This window comes from Pseudomonas sp. RSB 5.4 (assembly GCF_037126175.1).
GTDB classification, from domain to species: domain Bacteria; phylum Pseudomonadota; class Gammaproteobacteria; order Pseudomonadales; family Pseudomonadaceae; genus Aquipseudomonas; species Aquipseudomonas fluorescens_H.
Genome location: NZ_CP146986.1, coordinates 1,321,472 through 1,342,056, shown reverse-complemented (window position 1 = coordinate 1,342,056; position 20,585 = coordinate 1,321,472). Strand labels below are relative to the sequence as shown.

Below are 20,585 nucleotides of genomic sequence, written 5' to 3'. Positions count from 1 at the left end.
CAAACCTGATGCTGCTGATTTGTTTTCGCTATTAGCTGACTGTATTAATAGAAGAAAACGATATCTACGACGAAGCCGGCTTATCCGTAATCCGAGCCATCCCGTGAAAGGGGCTGGCTTCAACATAGCGCATGGCTGACTTCATATCCTTCCAGCCAACGTAACTCATCAACGATTTCAGATCCCAGCCGCTTTGATGCGCCCAGGTGGCGAAGCCGCGGCGCAGGGAATGGCTGGTGTAGCGCTCGGCCGGAATGCCGGCGCGTTCCAGCGCCTGACGCAGCAGTGGAATGATGCTGTTGGCGTGCAAGCCCTCATCGCTCAGATGGCCCCAGCGGTCGACACCGCGAAACACCGGACCGCGTACCAGCGCCGCCTCGGTGATCCAGTCGATATAAGCCTGCACCGGGCACAGCTTGAGCAGCGCCGGCGCCTGATACGTCTGCCCGAGGTTGTCGCGGTCGCCCTTGCTGCGCGGCAGATACAGAGTGATGCCGCTGCCCGCATGCGCCCGCACATGCTCGATCTGCAGACGACACAACTCATCGCTGCGAAAGCCACGCCAGAACCCCAACAGAATCAGTGCCCGATCACGATAGGCCTTGAGCAACTGCGGGCGATCCTGATTTTGTCTGGCATTGCTGGCCTCCTGCTCCAGCCAGTCGACCACCTGCTGCAGATCGTGCAGTTGCAGCGGTTCGGCCTGTTTTTCCTGCGCCGGATGCAGCGCCCGAATGCCTTTGAAGACCTTGCGCACCACCGGCGCCTTGGTCGGATCGGCAAAGCCCTGACTGTTGTGCCACTGCGCCAGCGCCGACAAGCGCAGCTTCAGCGTATTGATCGACAGCACGCCGGCATGCTCGACCAGATAACGCGCCACGCTGTCGGCCGTCGCCGGCAGGAACCCGCCCCACTTCACTTCGAAATGCTCGATCGCCGAACGATAGCTGCGGCGGGTGTTGTCACGGGTGGCGGCTTGCAGATAGCGATCGATCTCGCTCATGGGCAGTGTTCTCGCAGGCGTACTGATTTCGGGATGAAAAAACCAATTCAGGCATCTGACATTGGGTAATACCAGTATATCCCGTCTGTTATTAATCAAGCATTTAACTTTATTTTCAGCGTGGTACACTGCGTACTTTGGTGGCATGTACCACAGTACGAAACGGTAGGAGTTCACATGGCCCGTGGTGGCGTAAACAAAGCAGTGGTGCAGATCGCGCGTGCAGCGATTCTGGCCCGGGGCGAACACCCCAGCATCGATGCAGTACGCATCGAACTGGGCAACACCGGTTCGAAAACCACGATCCATCGCTATCTGAAAGAGCTGGATGACGGCAGCCAACCGGTCGAAGCGTCCGCAGAACCGATCAATGACGAGCTGACCGCACTGGTCTCGCGTCTCGCCCAGCGCCTGAAAGAACAGGCGCAAGAGCCGATCGAACAAGCGCGCGAGCAGTTCGAGGAACAGCGCGAAACCCTGGAAGCGGAACTCAAGCAGGTGCGCCAGGCACTCGAGCAACTGGAACAACAGCACGACATTCAAGGCGCTGCACTGGCACGGGAATCCGAGGCACTGAAAGAAACCCGTTCGATGTTGCAGACCGAACAAACCCGCAACGCCGGACTGAACCAGGCCTTGGCTGATTTTGAGTTGCGCCTGCAGGACAAGGACGAGCAGATCCGCTCGCTGGAAGAAAAACACCTGCACGCCCGCGATGCCCTTGAGCATTACCGCAACGCCAGCAAAGAGCAGCGCGAGCAGGAGCAGGCCCGACATGAAGGACAGCTGCAGCAATTGCAGATGGAATTGCGTCAGGCGCAACAAAGTGCGCTGGTGCGTCAGGACGAGATCACTCAGTTGCATCGCGACAACGAACGCCTGCTCACGGAAAACCGCGGCACTCAGCGCGAACTGAGCCTGATGCAGGATCAGCTCAAGCACAGCAACCAGCGCCAGGATCAGTTGCTGGAGCAAGCGACTCGCGTCGACAACGAACGTACCCTCCTCCAGGAACGTTTGCGCGTGGCCCTGCTGGAAAGTCAGACGCTGAAACAGGATGCCGACGAACAGCGGCAGCTCAATCAGTCATTGGAGAAGGAACTGACCAAGACTCAGACCAGCCTTGAGGATAGCTTGCGTCTGGCCGCTACCGTTGCGGCAGCGCCAGACACAGCCAAAGCGAAGGAAACTTAAGCGCCGACCGGCGTACGCATGGTGACGAACTCTTCGGCGGCCGTCGGGTGAACCCCGATCGTGTCGTCGAAGTCACGCTTGGTCGCGCCAGCCTTCAGCGCGATCGCCAGGCCTTGGACGATCTCACCCGCGTCGGGCCCGACCATGTGGCAGCCGAGAACTTTGTCGGTCTTGCCGTCGACCACCAGTTTCATCAGGGTTTTCTCCTGACATTCGGTCAGCGTCAGCTTCATCGGGCGGAAGCGACTCTCGAAAATCACCACCTCATGGCCCGCCTCGCGCGCCTCCTCTTCGGTCAGACCGACAGTGCCGATGTTCGGCAGACTGAACACGGCAGTCGGGATCATCTTGTAATCCACCGGACGGTACTGCTCAGGCTTGAACAAGCGCCGCGCCACCGCCATGCCTTCGGCCAGTGCCACTGGCGTCAGCTGCACGCGACCAATCACGTCACCCAGTGCCAGAATCGACGGTTCGCTGGTCTGGTACTGCTCGTCGACCTTGATGAAGCCCTTGTCGGTGAGCTGCACATCGGTGTTTTCCAGGCCCAGGTTGTCCAGCATCGGACGCCGCCCGGTGGCGTAGAACACGCAGTCGGCTTCCAGTACGCGACCATCCTTTAGAGTCGCCTTCAGGCTGCCGTCTGGCTGTTTGTCGATACGCGCGATGTCGGCGTTGAATTGCAGATCCATGCCGCGCTTGGTCAGTTCTTCCTGCAGATGCTTGCGCACCGAGCCATCGAAGCCACGCAGAAACAGATCACCGCGATACAGCAGTGTGGTGTTCGCCCCCAGACCGTGGAAAATCCCGGCGAACTCGACAGCGATGTAACCACCACCGACCACCAGCACCCGCTTCGGCAGCTCTCTAAGGAAAAACGCCTGATTAGAACTGATCGCGTGTTCGTGCCCCGGAATTTCCGGAATCTGCGGCCAGCCACCGGTAGCAATCAGAATGTTTTTCGCGGTGAAACGCTCACCATTGACCTCGACCTCGTGCGGGCCGACGATTTTCGCGTGGGCTTCGTGCAGGGTCACGCCACTGTTGACCAGCAGGTTGCGATAAATGCCGTTGAGGCGATTGATCTCGCGGTCTTTGTTGGCGATCAGGGTCGCCCAGTCGAAATTCGCTTCACCCAGACTCCAGCCGAAACCGGACGACTGCTCAAAGTCTTCGGCGAAATGCGCGCCGTACACCAGCAGTTTTTTCGGCACGCAGCCAACGTTGACGCAGGTGCCTCCCAGGTAACGGCTCTCGGCTACCGCCACTTTCGCGCCAAAACCGGCGGCAAACCGCGCAGCGCGTACACCGCCGGAACCGGCACCAATCACATAAAGGTCAAAATCGTAGGCCATTTCTATCTCCTCGGCAGGCCATCAGCATACCCGCCGCCGTTCATTGGGCAAACGTTGCGTGCAGCTTTTCACCGAGGTCGGTGCTATCGGGGAACATTTCCTGCGGTTGAATGCCCACGCCATCGGCGCGAAGAGCGTCGCTTAACCCCGAGTTAATTTCCACCCGGGACACTGTGCTTCGAGATCTGCTTCATGGACGAACGGCTCCCACGTTTTTCAGTAGGAGGCACCATGAAAACCACCACCGCTATTCTCGCCGGGCTACTCGCCCTCGGCTCCGCCAGCGCCTTTGCCGAAGGCGGCGCCGAACGCATGCGACATTACTACGACAACTTCCCGGTCCACCCCGCGCAAAACGAACAGCAGAGCGATAGCAAAGCTGCGGAACTGAAGGTTCCGAACGACCAGACCGCGCAAGTCACCGAGTCTTATCGCAACTGATTCATTGAGCAACCGATGGACCTCCGATGGCTCCGCTCTGGCCTCGGAGATGACAGTTGGGCGCCCTGACCGGGCGCCTTTTTTTATGTCGGCAGATTCTTGATCCAGAACAGCATGCGGCCATGATCCGGGTCGAACATCCCCGGGGCGAAACCGAACTTGCTGTAGGCATTCTGCGCCACCGCATTGCCTTCCAGCACCTCCAGCGTGATCTTGCAGCAGCCGCGCTGACGGGAAATTTCCTCGACCTTGCGCAGCATCTTCTGACTCAGCCCGAGGCCGCGAAATTTGTTCACCACTGCCACGTCGTGAACATTGACCAGCGGTTTGCAGGCGAACGTCGAGAATCCTTCAAAACAATTCACCAGCCCTGCCGGCTCACCGCCGACAAACGCCAGTACGCTGAACGCGTGCGGCCTGCGCGCCAACTCTTCAGGCAAGCGACGCAGCAGCTCGGGGGCAATCGAATGGCCGCCGCCCATGGGATCTTCTGCGTAAGAATTAAGCACGATGCCGATGGCTTCGGCGTGCACTGGATTGGTGTAGCTGGCCTGTAGCACAAGAATTTCTGCGGAATCCATTTCCATCCCCGGTCGTGGCCCCGGCGTGCAAGGTGCGCACCTGAAAGGCTGCTCGACCTTAACGCGAGCCTGTTGTGGGCGACAACCCGGGAAGAGCAAAAAGGGCATCACTGCTCGCATATCAGTGCCTTGGTTCGGCCTGGTCAAGCGAGGTCCTGAGCGCGCCCTCCTCACTCAGGCTTCGGCAAAACGCTGCAGTTGCATCTCCTGCAAACGGCTGAGGGTGCGCCGGAACGGGAATTCCAGGTAGCCCTCGGTGTACAGCGCTTCCATCGGCACCTGAGCCTCGATGTACAGCGGGACCTTACGGTCATAGCACTCGTCGACCAAGGCAATGAAGCGGCGTACACCGTCGTCGTGCACCGACAGCTGCGGCAGTTCGCGGTCACCGGCCACCACCTGCGCCGAGCCGTCTTCGGTACCACGGGCGATGCGCCCTTCGCGTTTTTGCGCGCTGAGGTTCGGCACGTCGCTCAACAGAATAGATCGATAGCTGTCGCACAGCGCGATGAAGTCCATCGCGGCAAACGGTTGCTCGCAGAGATCGGCATAGCGGCACCAGAGCACCGTCGCACTGGCCTGCACCACGTTCAGCACTCGATGGCCGACGGGCACCGGCTCGGCGCTGGCGGGCTGCCCGGTATTGAGTGACTGGAAGACCTGCTCCAGAGCACTGCCCTGTCCCGGCGCAGCGACAAAATAGCGCTGCTGACCCGCGCCCGGATGCAGGCGATGATCCTCGGCACCGTTCACCGCCACCACTTGCATATGCGCCTTGATCGCGGCGATCGCCGGGACAAAACGATCACGGTTGAAGCCATCGGCGTAGAGCTCGTCCGGTGGCAGGTTGGAGGTACAGACCACCACCACACCTTCGTCGAACATCACCTGAAACAGCCGCCCGAGAATGATCGCGTCGCCGATGTCATTGACGAACAGTTCGTCGAAACACAACACCCGTACTTCCGCCGCCAACTCTTTGGCCAACGCCCGCAGCGGATCGGCGATGCCAGTGAGCTGGAACGAGCGCTGATGCACCCAGCCCATGAAATGATGAAAGTGCTGACGTCGGGCCGGCACCCGCAGGCTCTGATAAAACTGATCCATCAACCACGTCTTGCCGCGCCCGACCGGGCCCCACAAGTACACGCCCGTGACCGAACGGGCGCCGGCGTGCAAGGCTTCATGGCATTTTTGCAGGGCCCAGACCGCGTGCTCCTGGGCTTCATCCTGGATGAAACCCTTGTGCTCGATCGCGTGTTGCCAGGCGCTTAAGGGAGAGTCGAAAGTCATGCGCGGCAGTATGCCACGATGTCCCTGAAAAACAGGTGCCCTTTTGTGGGAACGGGCTTGCTCGCGAAGGCGTCGGGGCAGCCAACATCATCGTTGAATGACACACCGCTTTCGTGAGCAAGCCCACTCCCACATGGGTTCTGTGGGGAGTCGAAGATCGACTGTATATCTCGCGGCCTCACAACAGCGTGCAGCAACTGCCTGGAATACAACCTCCTGTGGGAGCGGGCTTGCTCGCGAAGGCGTCGGGGCAGCCAACATCTTCGTTGAATGGCACACCGCTTTCGTGAGCAAGCCCACTCCCACATGGGTTTTGTGGGGTGTCAGCGGTCGACTTTGTGTCGGGCGGCGTAGAGGCAGAGCATTTCCATCGCCAGGGTTGCCGCTGCCAGCGACGTCACGTCCGCATGGTCATAGGCCGGCGCCACTTCCACCACGTCCATGCCGACCAGATTGATCCCGCGCAACCCGCCGAGGATTTCCAGCGCCTGCAGCGTGCTCAACCCGCCACACACCGGAGTGCCGGTGCCCGGTGCAAAGGCCGGGTCGAGGCAGTCGATATCAAACGTCAGGTACACCGGGTGGTCGCCGACACGCGCGCGAATCGCCTCGACAATCGCCTCGCAGCCACGTCGATGTACCTGGCGGGCATCAAGCACCGCAAACCCCTGGTGATCGTCATTGGTGGTGCGCAAACCGATCTGCACCGAGCGCGCCGGATCCACCAGCCCTTCCCTGGCCGCATGCCAGAACATGGTGCCGTGATCGACGCGCTTGCCGCCCTCGTCAGGCCAGGTGTCGCTGTGCGCATCGAAGTGGATCAGCGACAGCGTGCCGTGTTTGCGCGCATGGGCCTTGAGCAACGGATAGGTGATGAAGTGATCGCCGCCAAACGTCAGCATCGCACTGCCGGCATCAAGAATGCGCTCGGCGTGGGCCTCGATACTTTCCGGGATGGTATGCGGCGAGCCGTAATCGAAGTCGCAATCGCCGTAGTCGATCACCGCCAGATGATCGAACGGATCGAATGTCCACGGCCAATGCCGTTCCCAGGCAATCCCGGTGGACGCGGCGCGAATTCCCCGTGGCCCGAAGCGTGCACCCGGGCGGTTGCTGGTGGCCGTATCGAACGGCACGCCACTGACCGCCACATCGACGCCGCGCATATCACGGCTGTAGCGGCGACGCATGAAACTGGTGATCCCGGCGTAGGTGCTTTCGGCGGCAGTGCCGTACAGGCTGTCGCGGGTCAGGGCTTGGTCATTGAGCATCGGCACGTCCATCGGTGTGCTCCTTTTGTTATTGATGGCTACGGAAAGTGGTCCACAGACGCGTGCGCTGTCGCATGTCCTTGAGGCTCATGCTGCGGTCGGCGTACAGGCGTTCACGCATTTCGGCGGGCGGATAGATGTCCGGGTCATTGCGCACCGCCTCATCCACCAGCGGCGTCGCGGCCTGGTTGGCGGTGGCAAAAAACAGCGTATTGGTCAGCTCGGCCACCGACTCGGGGCGCAGCATGAATTCGATGAACGCCCGCGCCGCTTGCGGGTTCGGCGCGTCCTTGGGAATGGCCAAATTGTCCTGCCAGATCAACGTGCCTTCGCGTGGTATCCGGTAGGCGACTTCGTACGGTTTGTTGGCCTTGTGCGCCTGATCGGCAGCCATGCTCACGTCGCCGTTGTAGGTCAGCGCCAGACAGACACTGCCATTGGCCAGGTCGTTGATCTGCCGGCCGGTGGCGACATACAGCACCGAAGGCTGGAGTTTCTGCAACAAGGCTTCGGCGGCGGCCAGATCATTCTTGTCAGTGCTGTAGGGATCTTTACCCAAATAATGCAGCGCCAGACCAATGACTTCCTGCGGCGAATCGAGCACGGCAATCCCGCAGTCCTTGAGTTTGCTCGCGTACTCGGGCTTGAACAGCAGATCGAGGCTGTTCAGCGGCGCATCCGGCAGGCGCTTTTTCACCGCCTCGACGTTCAACCCCAGCCCGAGCGTGCCCCACGTGTAGGGCACAGCGTAGCGATTGCCGGGATCGACGGCAGCGAGTTTCTCCAGCAGATCGGGATCAAGGTTGGCGTATCCCTTGAGGCCTTCGTGGGGAATTTCCTTCAGTGCGCCCGCTGCCAAGCCACGGGCCAGAACGCTGGACGACGGCACTACCACGTCATAGCCGCTGCCGCCGGTCAGCAGCTTGGTTTCCAGCACTTCGGAAGTATCGAAGGTGTCGTAGCGCACATGAATGCCGGTTTCCTGCTCGAAACGTTGCAGGGTCTGCGCCGGCACGTAATCGGCCCAACTGTAGAGGTTGAGGGTTTTATCCTCGGCCTGTGCCTGGATGACCACGGACAACAACAGCGCGGGAAAACACAGTTTGAACACGGGAGCCATGACGCACACCTGACCGGAGGAAGTGGTGGCAGGATGCGCCGTCGGATACATTGCAGAAATATCAAGTTTGTTAACCTGACTTTATCTCGGAGTAATGTGATGCTCGGTCAGCTTCACGACGTCGATTTGCAGTTGCTGCGCCTGTTTGTGCGGGTCGTGGAATGTGGCGGCTTCAGTGCGGCGCAAGGTGAACTGGGCCTGAGTCAGTCGAGTATCAGCCAGCAAATGGCCAAACTCGAAACCCGCCTCGGCTATCGCCTGTGCAGTCGCGGCAAGGGCGGTTTCAGCGTGACGCCCAAGGGCGAACAGTTGCTGATCGCCATTCGCACGCTGTTCGAATCCATCGAAACCTTCCGTCATCAATCCAACGGCGTTGCCGGACGCTTGATCGGTGAGGTGCGGCTGGGCTTGTCCGAGGCGGTTGATCAGTCGGTGCTGCTGCGGGTGGCGGATGCGATCCGGCGCTTTCGCGAACGCGATGAGTCAGTGCGCATCGAGTTGATCAGCGCAATGCCCGGAGAGATGGAGCGTCTGCTGCTGCAACAGCGGCTGGACCTGGCCATCGGTTATTTCTCACAAGTGCAGAGCGCTTTCGATTACCGCGAACTGTTCAGGGAAACCCAACATTTGTATTGCGCGCAGGGGCATCCACTGTTCAGCGTGGATGAGCCGGATGACGCGGCGTTGCAGGCCTGCGACCGGGTGGATCATCCGTATCGGTTCATGCGCAGTGGCCAGCCGTTCCCGGACAAGCGCTTTTCGGCGCGCTCGGAACAGGTCGAAGGCACCCTGGCTTTCATTCTCTCTGGCAAGCACGTCGATTATCTGCCGGATCACTACGCGCGAGTCTGGGAGAACAAGGGCTTGCTGCGCGCGCTGCGGCCTGGGGAATTGAGTTTCGAAGTGGCGTTTCATCTGGCCCGGCATCGAGCGCAGGTGCCGGGGGATGCGCAGAAGGCGTTTGAGGAGGATTTACTCGCAGCCTTCACCTGAAAAATTTCTGCCAGCAAATAGCCCTGTAGTGAGGGGATTTATCCCCGATGGGCGCGAAGCGGCCCGGCTCTTTGGTATTCAGGAGCTGGGCCTGCTACGCAGTCCATCGGGGATAAATCCCCTCGCCACAGAAACAGCAACAAGTTCAAACCCTATGTTTCTTGACCTTTCAGGCAATTTTTGCTCGTTGCCCTCGCCGCCCTCTTCCGGCATCCTGCGCCTCCATTTTCTGACCCGGCCCCGCCTCACGGCGCGCAAATCACCATGACCGCCTCTGAAAAAGTCCCGCGCAACAACGATCTGATCTACGGCCTCAACGACCGTCCGCACCTCACCGCCACCGTGTTCGCCGCGCTGCAACACGTGCTGGCCAGCTTCGTCGGCATCATCACCCCGACCCTGATCATGGGCGGCGCCCTGGGGCTGCAGAGCGAAATTCCGTACCTGATCAGCATGGCACTGTTCGTCTCGGGCCTCGGCACGTTCGTTCAAGCTAAGCGTTTCGGCCCGGTCGGCTCCGGTCTGCTGTGCCTGCAAGGCACCAGTTTTTCCTTTATCAGCGTGATTCTCAGCGCCGGGTTCATGGTCAAGGCCCGGGGCGGCGGTACCGATGAAATTCTCTCGACGATATTCGGCGTGTGCTTTTTCGCAGCCTTCATCGAAGTGGTGCTGAGCCAGTTCATCGGCAAACTGCGGATGCTGATCACCCCGGTGGTCACGGGCACCATCATCACCCTGATGGGCCTGTCGCTGATCAAAGTGGCGATGACCGACATCGCTGGCGGCTTCGGTGCGGCGGATCTGGGCGCGGCCAGCCATGTGTTTCTGGCGGCGTTGGTGATCGGCACTATCGTTGTGCTGAACCGCGTCGACGTGCCGTTTCTGCGTCTGGGCGCGATCGTCATCGGCCTGACCCTCGGCTACGTGGTCGCGTGGCTGATGGGCACGGTGGATTTCGCCTCGATGCCCGAAGTGCCGCTAGTCAGCGTGCCGGTGCCGTTCAAGTACGGTTTCAATTTCGACTGGGTGGCATTTGTGCCGGTGGCGGTGATCTTCCTCGTTTCGCCGCTGGAAGCGGCCGGTGACCTGACCGCCAACTCGATGATTTCGCGGCAACCGGTCAAAGGCCCGCTGTACATCCGCCGGATCAAATCCGGGTTGCTCGCCGATGGCCTCAACTCGGCCATGGCGGCGGTGTTCAACAGCATGCCGATGGTGACGTTCGCGCAGAACAACGGCGTGATCCAGCTGACCGGCGTAGCCAGTCGCTACGTGGCCTTCTTCATCGCCGGCCTGCTGGTGTTGCTGGGGCTGTTCCCGATGATCGGCGCGGTGCTGCAACTGATGCCCAAACCGGTGCTCGGTGGCGCCGAACTGGTGATGTTCGGCACCGTGGCCGTGGCCGGGATCAAGATCCTCGCCGAGGCCGGCCTGCATCGGCGCAACATGTTGATCGTGGCGATCTCGGTCGGCATGGGCCTGGGCATCGCCGCCGTGCCGGAAGTGCTGCGAGAACTGCCGCAAGCGCTGCGCAACATCTTCGAATCACCGATCACCGTCGGTGCGTTGTGCGCTATCGTGCTGAATATCTTCCTGCCGGAAGAATTCATTGAGCTGGAAGAAGACGATTTCGATCCGGAAGCGTCGATTCTGCAGGTCATGGAAAACCCCGATATGCCGGCCAAAGCTGAACCTGCAACAGCTGCGGCGGTCGCACAGTTGAACCGCTGACGCTGCGCCATGAAAAAAGGGCTGAGCCGGCAACGGTTCAGCCCTTTTTTGTTGAGAGACTGTTTATGCGCCGCGTCCACGCCGTCATCCTGTCCCTGCTGCTGTTGTCCCTGAGCGCCTGCGCGCTGTTTCCCAACCGAGATCCGGTGAACATCAACGTGGTCGGCCTCGAGCCGTTGCCGAGTCAGGATCTGGAAGTGCGTTTCGCCCTCAAGTTGCGGGTGCAGAACCCCAACGAAACCGCGATCGACTACACCGGCATCGCCCTGGATCTGGAGGTCAATGGCCGTCCCTTGGCCTCGGGCGTGAGCGATCAGGTCGGCTCGATCCCGCGCTTCTCGGAAACCGTGGTCAGCGTACCGGTCAGTGTTTCCGCGTTCTCGGTATTGCGCCAGACCCTCGGCCTGAGCCAGACACAAACCCTCGACAACCTGCCCTACGTGCTGCGCGGCAAACTGGCGGGCGGGTTGTTCGGCACGATGCGGTTTGTCGACAGTGGCAAGCTGAGTTTGCCGAAAGCCACTGCTGCGACGTGGTAATCGACTGCACACACTTTCCCCTGTGGGAGCGAGCTTGCTCGCGAAAGCGGTGTGACATTCAACGATGATATTGGATGATCTGACGCTTTCGCGAGCAAGCTCGCTCCCACAGGGTATGTGTCAGTCCCGAAGTTATGCGGTGAAGCGTACGCCGGGTTTGGCCCGCTCATCGACACTCAGCTCAAACACATCCGGCCGCGCATAGTGGCCGACCACGTCATAGTCGTACCGCGCCCGCACCAGCTCATCAGTATCGATCTCAGCCGTCAGCAACCCCGCCTCGCCGCGCAATGGCCCGGCCAGCACATCGCCCATCGGCCCGACAATCACGCTGCCCCCGGCAATCAGCGGACGATCCGCCGGCCAGTTGGCAATCTCCACGCCAAGCTCGTTCGGCGAGGCCTGCACCTGACAGGCGCTGACCACAAAGCAGCGACCCTCGTGGGCAATGTGGCGCATGCTGACCTGCCACATCTCGCGCTCGTCCACGGTCGGCGCACACCAGACTTCAATGCCCTTGGCGTACATCGACGTGCGCAGCAGCGGCATCATGTTTTCCCAGCAGACCACGGCGCCAAGGCGTCCTACCTGAGTGTCGAGCACCGGCAGCGTCGAGCCATCGCCCTTGCCCCAGATCAGCCGTTCGGTGCCGGTCGGCATCAGTTTGCGATGCTTGGCCACCAGCCCCGCTTGCGGATCGAAATACAGCGCCGTGCAATACAACGTACTGCCGGCACGTTCGATCACACCAATCACCAGATTGGCCCCGGTGCGCGCCGCCAAACCGGACAGCGCCTCGGTTTCTGCCCCCGGCACGTCAATCGCGTTGGCGAAATAACGGGCGTAGGCCTCGCGCCCCTCGGGCAAGCGATAACCCAGTTGCGTGCCGAAGCCCTCGCCTTTCGGATAACCGCCAAGCAACGCCTCCGGCATGACCACCAGCGCCGCGCCGGATTCGATGATCGCGCTTTCCCAGCTGAGGATCTGTTCCAGGGTTTCACCCTTGCCACCGGGCAAGGCGCCGATCTGCAGGGCGGCGACGATTGATTTGGGCATTGCAGTCACTCCATCGGGTTCGTGTGTTGCCGATTCTGCGGCGGCGCGGGATCATGAATAAAGACCGATTCACTGCTGAATGATATGAGCCAAATGAATATCGCAACCGTCGACCTGAACCTGCTGAAAGTCTTTGAAGCCTTGCATGAAGAATCCAGCGCCAGCCGTGCGGCGCTGCGTCTGGGTGTGACGCAATCGGCGGTCAGCGCAGCGTTGCGCCGCTTGCGCGAGGTGTATGGCGATCAATTGTTCGTGCGCACCGGCCGGGGACTGGCGCCAACGCTCAAGGCCAATCAACTGAAACCGGTAGTCAGCGAGGCGCTGAACAAATGCCGGCAAAGCCTGGCGATGGTCGATCCGGCGGCTCATCACTACGACGGCCGGTCGGTCACCGTGGGCCTGTCGGATGATTTTGAAATTGCCTATGGTCGGTGCCTGATCGAAGCCATCGCTCGCAGCGCGCCCAAGCTGCGGCTGATCTTCCGCCAGACCCACAGCCAGATCGTCGCCCGCGCGCTGATGGAGCGCAGCATCGATCTGGCGATCACCGCCGGTGGGTTCGCCGAGCGCCTGCTCAGTCGTCAGGTATTGGCTGAAGGGGGTTATGCGTGCCTGGTCGATCCGGGCAGTCTGGCGCCCGGCCAACAGAGCATCGATTTGCCGGAGTTCGTTGCCCGCGAGCACATTCTGGTGTCTTCGGGCGGTTTTATCGGCATCACCGATGAAGGCCTGGCGGCGCTGGGCCTGAGTCGGCGGGTCTGCGCGTCGACCACGCACTTTGCCGCGTTGCCGCACCTGCTCAAGGGCAGCGGCGCGGTGGCAACCATCCCGAGCCACGCCGCCCAGGCCATTGCCGAGCTCAGCGGACTGGCGCTGCTGCCCTGCCCGCTGGCGTTGCCGCGCTACCCGATCGAGCTGGGCTGGCGCACCAGCACGCAGATTGATCCGGTGGTGATCAAGGTGCGTGAGGCGATTGTCGGGTGTTTCGACAGCGACTGAGGCGCTGTTACTTGTTGGCCGCCATCAGTCGATTGACCTCACTGCGCACCATGTTGGCGAATTCCGGCGGGGACATGCCATCAAGCTCGGCGCGTACCCACTCGGCCCATTTGCCCTTGCGCTTGGAGCGTTCGCCAAACAACCGCGCGGCTTCGCCTTTGGCTTTGCCCAGATTGTTCTGCCAGAGTTCGAACAGACGGGATTTCTCGTCTTCCAGCGCAGCGCGCTCGGCGAGGGATTTGTCGGCCAGATTGAAACTCATGGGGAAATACCTGCTGCGTAAAATGGCGACATCTTACACGCTCGACGGAAATCTCCGGCGCAGGTTTTTCTTTCGCACCTAAAATCAGTGCAACTTTTCAGTCAGCGCCACACTCCATTGATCACTGTTCATCCATCTGCAAGGAGTCACCCAATGGCCCGCAAATCCCGCGTGCAAGCCGTCGAAGACCAAATCAAGGATCAAGCCTTCAGCGAACTTCAGGCTTTGATCGAAGAGTCCGACAAACTGCTCAAAAGCAGCGCCTCCCTGGTCGGCGAGGAAGCCGAAACCCTGCGCGGCCAAATCGCCCTGAAGCTGCAACAGGCACTGGATTCCGTGTCGAGCGTGCGTGAGCGCACCAAACCGGCGGTCGAAGCCACTGAAAGCTACATTGGCGGCCATCCATGGCAGACCGTGGCGATTTCCGCCGGTTTTGGCTTGGTCGTAGGCTTGTTGCTCGGTCGTCGTTAAGTGACATTTGCCTGATCCCATTCTGTGGGATCAGGCAGTAAACCTGTGGCAAGGGAGCTTGCTCCCGCTGGACTGCGCAGCAGTCCCCCTATTTTCAAGTAGACAAAGGGGGCCGCTCAGCAATCCGGCGGGAGCAAGCTCCCTCGCCACATTGGTTATCTGACAATCATTCCCCGGCCAACTCCTGCAACTGCCCCAGCGTCTGCTCATCCAGCACAATCCCTTCCGCCAGCGACCGTGCGCGCTGCAAATGCCGACGATCACCCGGCAAGCGCTTCAACCCCACCCCATGCATCTGCCGCACCAGCTCCTGACTGCGCTCGGCAAAACTCTGCCCGGCAGCCTTGCTCGGGTCGATGACGATCAGCAGTTGCCCGGTCCACGGGGTCTTGGCGCCGGGATGGTTCGACCAGTCGAACTCGAAGGAAAAATTACCGCCCGTCAATGCAGCCGCCAGCAACTCGACCATCATCGACAGCGCCGAACCTTTGTGGCCGCCAAACGGCAATAGTGCGCCCCCCTCAAGAATCGCTTTCGGATCCTGGGTCGCCTGACCGAGGCTGTCCACGCCCATCCCGGCAGGCAAACGTTCACCCTTGCGCGCCGCAATCTGTACGTCGCCATGAGCGATAGCGCTGGTCGCCAGGTCGAAAACAATCGGCGCGCCAGCGGCCCGGGGCGCAGCGAAGGCAATCGGATTGGTGCCGAACAGCGGCCGGTCGGCGCCATGCGGCACCACACAGGTCATGCTGTTGACCACGCTGAGCGCCACCAGCCCCTCATCCGCGAAAGGCTCGACATCCGGCCACAGCGCCGCAAAGTGGTGGGAATTACGAATCGCCAACACCGCGATCCCGGCATTGCGCGCCTTTTCCACCAGCAGCGGCCGAGCGGCGGCCAGCGCTGGCTGAGCGAAACCGTTACCGGCATCGACTCGCACGAAACCCGAGGCTACGTCCTCGACTTGCGGCACAGCCTGTCCATTGACCCAACCGCTATTGAGTGTCGAGACATAACCGGGGATACGGAACACGCCATGACTGTGCGCACCGTCGCGTTCGGCATTGGCGCAGTTGGCAGCCAGGGTGCGGGCGACGGGCGCCGACGTTCCATGGCGCAGAAAAATCTTTTCAAGCAGCTGCGTCAGCGCTTCGAGCGAGAGTGTGGACGCAACGGGGGAAGACACGGATTCGTGTGGCGCAGACATCTGAAGCTCCAGACTAATTATTGGAGGGAACAACAGCGTACGAACAGCTTGCTCACCGATTAACCACGTCCGGTACGGGTGCTGTCAACCATTGCGGTGCAGCGCGACGCAGCCAGCACATTTGCATGTCGCCTGTGCGGTAACTATGTACCACCTTAGTCACCCGTTCGGCTTTTAGGCTGGCGTCTCAATTCACCGGTGCCCCCAAGGGTGCCCTGATCGAGACGCGATGATGCCCGTACCTGCTCCCCCGCTGCTGTTCTGCTCTTTTTTGGATTCACCTGGACTGTGGCCTGCGCTGGGCACTGCCCATGGGCTGTCGTCGCAGGATTTCCGGTGGCTGACGCACGCGCAACTCTCGACCCATCTGTTACGCAACCAGCAAACCCCGCCGATGCTGGCTCACCGCATCCTGCTCGACAGCGAAGACCCGCCCAGCGTAACCCTGGCCGGCAGTTTCATTCTCAGCCCCACGCCGGAGGATCGCGGCTTCATGTTGTACACGCCGTTCGACGGCCTGAAGAAATTCGACACCTTCCGCGCCGTGACCGAACACCTCGAACAGCGAGTCAATCAGGCCGACGAAGCGGATCGATTGCTGGCATTTCTGGCCGTGTCACAGCGCAAGCGCCTTCTGGAGAAAGGCCGTATCAGCGTGAATTACCAGCTCATCGAGGGCGACATATTCGACGAGCAACGGAGCGCCATCGAGCACTGTCAGCAGCTCAACGCCCAGTCCTTGCTCCATGAACTGCTGAATCTGCCTGGCTTGGGAACCTTGCTTGAAACGCTTCTCGACCAGCAACTGAGCCCCCGGATGCCCGGCGCGGATCAAGCACAAACGCAGGTCAGCTTCTACGCCGGCGCCGCTCCCGGTGATCAGGGACACCGGCTCGACACCTTGTCACTGGCCAACGCGGTGCTCCGGCACTATCGTCACCCCGGCTGGGCGCAGGGCCAGACGCACAGGTTTTCCAACCCGCGCCGACCTGCGCTGGCCAGCGATCAGGCGCATTGGGAACAGGCGGTCAAAACCGTCTCCGGCAAACTGCTGGTGCTGCTCTATCAACACCTTGAGCAATACTGGAATGACGCTTGCGCAGACGGCATGCCGCGCCGCCGCCTGTTCAGTCAAACGATCCGGCAACAGGCCCTGGCCGACATTCTGCTCAAACGCGAAGCCGGGATCATCGAGGCCGAAAAATTCGACAGTTTGCTGACCTGGATCGAGGCCAACGAGCACCCCGGGCGGCGTGCCACCCTGGAAACGGTGCGTCTGTGGGAATACCAGGCCAACTTCGTCGAACTGGCCGGCTCGCTGATGATCAGCCACACCGATGCCTGCCTTTACACCCCTTCCCATGGCTTGCAGATCCTCAAGGACTACGGCGATCTCAAGGACACCTTGCTCGCCAAATTCGCCAGTACCGGGCACGAAGACGAGCTCTATGGCTTGCTGAACCTGGAGGAGCGCCAGCGTTTTCTCGGCTTCGACAAGCCCCATGTGTCCGGCGAAATGATCGCCGGCGACATCTTCAGCGTGCTGTTCGAAGCGATCATCACCAAGCAGCGACAGAACATCGAATATGCCTTGCAGGTGTTCCGCCACAGCGACGACGCGGTGAACATTCCCGCGCTGTTCGACAAGGCGCTGGACATCCGCTCGATGATCCATGATCGCTTGCTGGCCCTCGATACCCGTGGGCGCTGGAGCACCCGACCAGTGCTCGGCGGCAGCCAGTTACCGTCAATGCTGCTGGCCGACGCTGCTGCAGCCGAAGTCAGGAAATTCGCCAGTATCCTGCCGTCAATCAGCAGCAGTTTCGCCGCGCAGCCAATTGGCTCGCAAGTCCTGCAACGCCGCTATCTGCAACAGCTCATGCAGCAGTTTGCGCACACGCTGTTCGTCGGTGTTTGTGGTGAGGCACGCTTGCGCGTACTCGATGGCAGCCTGAGTCGCCAGGTCCAGGCCATCGTCGACACCGTATTCGACCCCGCTCAGGCGGATCGCGCCCAACGCCGAGGACTCAATGGTTTCCGCCCCGATGCCTGGTCGCTGACTTTGTTCGGCAGTGGCCAGACAGAGGCGCTGCCATTGGCCAGCTGCGTTCTGCTGACGGAACGCGGCGGCCTCGATGAGCAACACTCGGGAATTGCGGTGCTGTGGACGCCGGCGATGGGCCTGGAGGCCTTCAGCTCCGTCGACAGTGCCCGCAAGGCCCTGGACCGGCGCTTGCGCAATCCGGAAAAACGTCAGGTACTGCTGGAAAACCTCTCGCCGCTGCATGAGGGTTTGCATCAGGACTATCGCCTCGGCCCTTTGCACCTGATTACCGGCAATGTCCTGCAGGATCGCGTGCAAACGGCGATCAAGCAGTTTCTCGAGCGCTGTGATCGGCTCCGTCAACTGAAGTTGTCCGCGCTCAAGCAGGAGCAGGCGCTGAAATCCCTGGCCGAGATCCCGATCAACACCAATCTGGAGCGGGCCAGTGCGTTGGCCCGGGCGCTCGGCGAGCGGCACTCCCTGCCCGGCTGGCTGGGCATGGCCTCACTTGAGGAGCAGCAGTTGCACCTGGAGCTGCTGGAGCAATGGCGCGCCAGCGTCAGCGATGACAAGGATTACCTGCATGCCTTGCCGACCGTGCGCGGGCACATTCAGCAGACCCTCACCACCCTGCTGGGCGCCCGGTTCCAGGCGCACAACCTCGATCCCGAGCAAGTGCGGATCATCCCGGCCCTGACCCTGGCCGGCCCAAACATGAGCCTCACCGATTTCGCCTTGAACTACAGCCACATCGCCCAGCACATCGCGTTTACCGTGGCGTCGAACACCACCGCTGTGCTGCCGACTGGCCTCGACCGTCAGGCAGTCAGGAGCCTATTGCTGTCCCTGGACATTCCCACGACATTCGCCAGCAAGATCACGACCGCCCTGTCCACCACCGACACCGAGGCCGAACAGCGCCAACAGCGTTTTCTGCGCCAACTACCGTGGCAACTGCTGCAACATGCCCATCAGTTGAAACTGCAGCAGCGTCTGTCTGCTGCCGCCTACGGGCTGATCGCCCAAGTGCTCGACATGCCGGACGCCATCGCCCGCGCCACGGTGCAAGGTGCCCATGCGCTGATCCGCCCGCTGGAGCTGATCAAAACCGGCGGCGCGGCGGCGGTCAAAGCCCTGGGCATGTACCTGATCGGCCCGGGCGCCGGCCATGTCGGACCGTTGGTGCTCTATGCGCCGTATCACGGTGAACAGGCCTTCAGCGAGTTCGAGAACGAAGCCGCGCTGATCGCCGCACTGAACATTCCGGGCGCCCTGCAAGACCTGTTGTTACGGCGTTTGCCGCAGGCTCAGCAGTCGATCTTCAAGGCGTTATTCAGCAGCAGTGTCGGCCAGACCAGTGAAATGACCCTGGCGTCGAATCCGATTCAGGGCAACCTGCTGCGGCAGCTGTTCAGCGACAATCTCGCGTTGCTGCCCAAATTGCTCGCCAGCCACGCCCAGCCCTCGGCGCAGGAGGACTGGGAGTCGGCGAAAAACCTGTTCAGCCAGGGGATCAAACTGATCTGGGGCCTGCTCCCGGGCAAACTGGCCTATGTGCAGTTTCTCTGGCAAAGCTTCAAGGACTTCATGACCTCGGCCGAGGCGTTGCAGGATCACCACTGGAAGCTTGCACTCGAAGCGTTCATCGCTGGCACAGTGCAGATGGTTTCCCTCGGACGCCTGTCACTGGAGTCGACCCTCGAGGCCCGGGCGCTGACGCCGTCGGCTCCAAAGCCCAGCGTGCTCGGTGCGCCGGATCTGCAACTCATCCACACCACTGAGCCGCTACGCACTTCGCTGCAACCCTTCGAGGCAACGGACGTTGCGCTCAAAGACCTGACGCCGGTGGCGGCGAACGGCACCTATACCGATCTTGCGACGCGGCAGACCTATGCGCCTGTGGCCGGCAAGGTCTATCCCGTGGAGAAGCCGGGCGCGGTCTGGCAGATCAAGGGCGCGGAACAGCCAGGCCCGGTGCTGCAACACACCACGTCAGGCAAACTGGTGCTGGACCCGGATCGACATACGGTGCATCTGGGCAAGGCCATGTCGAAAATGTACAACCGCTACGCCAACGATCGCGAACGCCGGATCTGGCTGAACATCGAGGCTCAGGGCATGGAACAGATCCGCGCCCGCCACCCGGACAAGGCACGCATGCTCACCGAGGCCGTGGATCTGGCACGGTTCTACGCGTTCAACTGCCTGCACAATCTGGCGCAGCAAAGGCACCAGGGCAGCGGCACTCGCCTGGATACGTTCCTCAAGTCGTTCTTCGATGCGCAACAGATCGATACCGCCATTCTCGACAAGCTCAAACAGGCCATCGTGCCGGTCTGCAAGGCGTTGGTGGACCCTACCGAGGATCTGCTGGACGGTGATCGTTTTGTCGTCGGCTCAAACCGCTATCGCAATACCGGCCTGATTGCTTTTGTGCTGGATGACGACTCGCGCAAGCAAGTGCATTTCACCGAGAAGTTTTTCCATCAGGATCTGGACTGGTACAAGGTCGGCCTGACTGAGCCGTTCAATGTCGAAGGGCATGCACGGGCTTCGACGTTGATCCATGAACTGGCCCATCAGGCCAACAAGGCCGTGGACATCGCCAGCCTCGAGGCCCGGCGCCCGTTCGTTGACCTGATTTCCACGGTGACCGGCTACGGCGCGGCCATGAAGCACAACCAGACCCGATTCCAGCGCGAGGCCTTGTCACTGGGCACGCCGCGCGAAGAGCTGTTCTCGCGCTGGAGTGACGAATTTCAGGAGTGGCTCAGCCTGGATGAAATCCCGGGCCTTGCGCATGTCGGCAAGGAAATACTCAAGGTCACGCGCAGCCCCACCATAGAGGAGGCACGAACGGCATTCCTCGACCCGGCGAACCCGCATCCGCGCATCGACACGATCTTGCGCAACGCCGATTCGATCGCCTTTCTGATTTGCGAGATAGGACGGCAACTCGACCCGGTCGCCAACCCCGGCAGCGTGCCCTGAAAATGAAAATGCGCAGGCCTGTGCAGCCTGCGCA

Annotated in this window: 17 protein-coding genes; 8 read left to right on the top strand and 9 right to left on the bottom strand. The window is 61.1% G+C overall.

Translation table 11 applies throughout. The annotated features are described in order from the left end of the window. Window positions 1-64 precede the first annotated feature (64 nt). On the bottom strand, window positions 65-1,003 hold the full coding sequence (locus V9L13_RS05920) for a site-specific integrase (protein WP_262141360.1): 939 nt from the start codon (window positions 1,001-1,003) through the stop codon (window positions 65-67). A gap of 177 nt (window positions 1,004-1,180) precedes the next feature. Here V9L13_RS05920 and V9L13_RS05915 point away from each other — a divergent pair, with 177 nt between their 5' ends. Then, window positions 1,181-2,197: a DNA-binding protein gene (locus tag V9L13_RS05915; RefSeq protein ID WP_338801837.1), complete on the top strand. Its 1,017-nt coding sequence runs from the start codon at window positions 1,181-1,183 to the stop codon at window positions 2,195-2,197. Here the strand turns inward: V9L13_RS05915 and gorA are convergent. After that, window positions 2,194-3,552 (bottom strand): glutathione-disulfide reductase, encoded by a 1,359-nt coding sequence (gorA, locus tag V9L13_RS05910; protein ID WP_338801836.1) that lies wholly within the window; start codon window positions 3,550-3,552, stop codon window positions 2,194-2,196. The genes V9L13_RS05915 and gorA overlap by 4 nt on opposite strands. Before the next feature lie 231 nt (window positions 3,553-3,783). On the opposite strand from gorA, the gene V9L13_RS05905 reads away from it, so the two are divergent. Further along, the gene (locus tag V9L13_RS05905; RefSeq protein ID WP_338801835.1) at window positions 3,784-3,993 is read left to right on the top strand and encodes a hypothetical protein; all 210 of its coding nucleotides are present in this window, start codon (window positions 3,784-3,786) and stop codon (window positions 3,991-3,993) included. Between the two features lie 83 nt (window positions 3,994-4,076). On the opposite strand, the gene V9L13_RS05900 is transcribed toward V9L13_RS05905, so the two are convergent. The 4 genes from V9L13_RS05900 to V9L13_RS05885 form a co-directional block, all read right to left on the bottom strand. Further along, a complete protein-coding gene (locus V9L13_RS05900) occupies window positions 4,077-4,574 on the bottom strand; it encodes a GNAT family N-acetyltransferase (RefSeq protein ID WP_338801834.1) in 498 nt (165 codons plus the stop codon). Between the two features lie 174 nt (window positions 4,575-4,748). Beyond that, window positions 4,749-5,867 (bottom strand): cell division protein ZapE, encoded by a 1,119-nt coding sequence (zapE, locus tag V9L13_RS05895; protein WP_338801833.1) that lies wholly within the window; start codon window positions 5,865-5,867, stop codon window positions 4,749-4,751. A 323-nt stretch (window positions 5,868-6,190) separates the two neighbouring features. Next, a complete protein-coding gene (gene speB / locus V9L13_RS05890) occupies window positions 6,191-7,150 on the bottom strand; it encodes an agmatinase (RefSeq protein ID WP_338801832.1) in 960 nt (319 codons plus the stop codon). A 16-nt stretch (window positions 7,151-7,166) separates the two neighbouring features. Next, window positions 7,167-8,258, bottom strand: a complete 1,092-nt coding sequence (locus tag V9L13_RS05885) for a polyamine ABC transporter substrate-binding protein (protein WP_262141365.1) — start codon at window positions 8,256-8,258, stop codon at window positions 7,167-7,169. 99 nt (window positions 8,259-8,357) lie between these two features. On the opposite strand from V9L13_RS05885, the gene V9L13_RS05880 reads away from it, so the two are divergent. The 3 genes from V9L13_RS05880 to V9L13_RS05870 all read left to right on the top strand — a co-directional run bounded on the left by V9L13_RS05880 (window position 8,358) and on the right by V9L13_RS05870 (window position 11,521). Beyond that, entirely contained in the window at window positions 8,358-9,251 is an 894-nt protein-coding gene (locus V9L13_RS05880) for a LysR family transcriptional regulator (RefSeq protein ID WP_338801831.1), read from the top strand. A gap of 264 nt (window positions 9,252-9,515) precedes the next feature. After that, a complete protein-coding gene (locus tag V9L13_RS05875) occupies window positions 9,516-10,982 on the top strand; it encodes a nucleobase:cation symporter-2 family protein (protein ID WP_226499423.1) in 1,467 nt (488 codons plus the stop codon). Between the two features lie 65 nt (window positions 10,983-11,047). Continuing rightward, entirely contained in the window at window positions 11,048-11,521 is a 474-nt protein-coding gene (locus V9L13_RS05870) for an LEA type 2 family protein (RefSeq protein ID WP_103483330.1), read from the top strand. 132 nt (window positions 11,522-11,653) lie between these two features. On the opposite strand, the gene V9L13_RS05865 is transcribed toward V9L13_RS05870, so the two are convergent. Beyond that, window positions 11,654-12,577, bottom strand: a complete 924-nt coding sequence (locus V9L13_RS05865; RefSeq protein WP_338801830.1) for a carbon-nitrogen hydrolase family protein — start codon at window positions 12,575-12,577, stop codon at window positions 11,654-11,656. 84 nt (window positions 12,578-12,661) lie between these two features. Here V9L13_RS05865 and V9L13_RS05860 point away from each other — a divergent pair, with 84 nt between their 5' ends. Next, window positions 12,662-13,576 (top strand): LysR family transcriptional regulator, encoded by a 915-nt coding sequence (locus V9L13_RS05860; protein ID WP_338801829.1) that lies wholly within the window; start codon window positions 12,662-12,664, stop codon window positions 13,574-13,576. A 7-nt stretch (window positions 13,577-13,583) separates the two neighbouring features. Here the strand turns inward: V9L13_RS05860 and V9L13_RS05855 are convergent, their stop codons facing one another. Further along, window positions 13,584-13,838, bottom strand: a complete 255-nt coding sequence (locus tag V9L13_RS05855) for a hypothetical protein (protein ID WP_003224595.1) — start codon at window positions 13,836-13,838, stop codon at window positions 13,584-13,586. Window positions 13,839-13,991: 153 nt separating this feature from the next. On the opposite strand from V9L13_RS05855, the gene V9L13_RS05850 reads away from it, so the two are divergent. Then, entirely contained in the window at window positions 13,992-14,309 is a 318-nt protein-coding gene (locus V9L13_RS05850) for a DUF883 family protein (protein ID WP_007961870.1), read from the top strand. Between the two features lie 166 nt (window positions 14,310-14,475). On the opposite strand, the gene V9L13_RS05845 is transcribed toward V9L13_RS05850, so the two are convergent. Next, window positions 14,476-15,516, bottom strand: coding sequence for an Ldh family oxidoreductase (locus V9L13_RS05845; RefSeq protein WP_338801827.1), 1,041 nt, complete (start codon window positions 15,514-15,516; stop codon window positions 14,476-14,478). A gap of 229 nt (window positions 15,517-15,745) precedes the next feature. Between V9L13_RS05845 and V9L13_RS05840 the strand changes: the two genes are divergently transcribed. Beyond that, window positions 15,746-20,551, top strand: coding sequence for a DUF6543 domain-containing protein (locus V9L13_RS05840; protein ID WP_338801826.1), 4,806 nt, complete (start codon window positions 15,746-15,748; stop codon window positions 20,549-20,551). The last annotated feature ends 34 nt before the right edge of the window (window positions 20,552-20,585 follow it).

Bases quoted from the DNA above. Each gene is read 5' to 3' on its own strand.
- V9L13_RS05885 (WP_262141365.1), bottom strand. From the start codon at position 8,258: ATGGCTCCCGTGTTCAAACTGTGTTTTCCCGCGCTGTTGTTGTCCGTG.
- V9L13_RS05855 (WP_003224595.1), bottom strand. From the start codon at position 13,838: ATGAGTTTCAATCTGGCCGACAAATCCCTCGCCGAGCGCGCTGCGCTG.
- V9L13_RS05900 (WP_338801834.1), bottom strand. From the start codon at position 4,574: ATGGATTCCGCAGAAATTCTTGTGCTACAGGCCAGCTACACCAATCCA.
- V9L13_RS05915 (WP_338801837.1), top strand. From the start codon at position 1,181: ATGGCCCGTGGTGGCGTAAACAAAGCAGTGGTGCAGATCGCGCGTGCA.
- gorA (WP_338801836.1), bottom strand. From the start codon at position 3,552: ATGGCCTACGATTTTGACCTTTATGTGATTGGTGCCGGTTCCGGCGGT.
- V9L13_RS05875 (WP_226499423.1), top strand. From the start codon at position 9,516: ATGACCGCCTCTGAAAAAGTCCCGCGCAACAACGATCTGATCTACGGC.
- V9L13_RS05845 (WP_338801827.1), bottom strand. From the start codon at position 15,516: ATGTCTGCGCCACACGAATCCGTGTCTTCCCCCGTTGCGTCCACACTC.
- V9L13_RS05905 (WP_338801835.1), top strand. From the start codon at position 3,784: ATGAAAACCACCACCGCTATTCTCGCCGGGCTACTCGCCCTCGGCTCC.
- V9L13_RS05870 (WP_103483330.1), top strand. From the start codon at position 11,048: ATGCGCCGCGTCCACGCCGTCATCCTGTCCCTGCTGCTGTTGTCCCTG.
- V9L13_RS05850 (WP_007961870.1), top strand. From the start codon at position 13,992: ATGGCCCGCAAATCCCGCGTGCAAGCCGTCGAAGACCAAATCAAGGAT.
- speB (WP_338801832.1), bottom strand. From the start codon at position 7,150: ATGGACGTGCCGATGCTCAATGACCAAGCCCTGACCCGCGACAGCCTG.
- V9L13_RS05865 (WP_338801830.1), bottom strand. From the start codon at position 12,577: ATGCCCAAATCAATCGTCGCCGCCCTGCAGATCGGCGCCTTGCCCGGT.
- zapE (WP_338801833.1), bottom strand. From the start codon at position 5,867: ATGACTTTCGACTCTCCCTTAAGCGCCTGGCAACACGCGATCGAGCAC.
- V9L13_RS05860 (WP_338801829.1), top strand. From the start codon at position 12,662: ATGAGCCAAATGAATATCGCAACCGTCGACCTGAACCTGCTGAAAGTC.
- V9L13_RS05880 (WP_338801831.1), top strand. From the start codon at position 8,358: ATGCTCGGTCAGCTTCACGACGTCGATTTGCAGTTGCTGCGCCTGTTT.
- V9L13_RS05920 (WP_262141360.1), bottom strand. From the start codon at position 1,003: ATGAGCGAGATCGATCGCTATCTGCAAGCCGCCACCCGTGACAACACC.
- V9L13_RS05840 (WP_338801826.1), top strand. From the start codon at position 15,746: ATGATGCCCGTACCTGCTCCCCCGCTGCTGTTCTGCTCTTTTTTGGAT.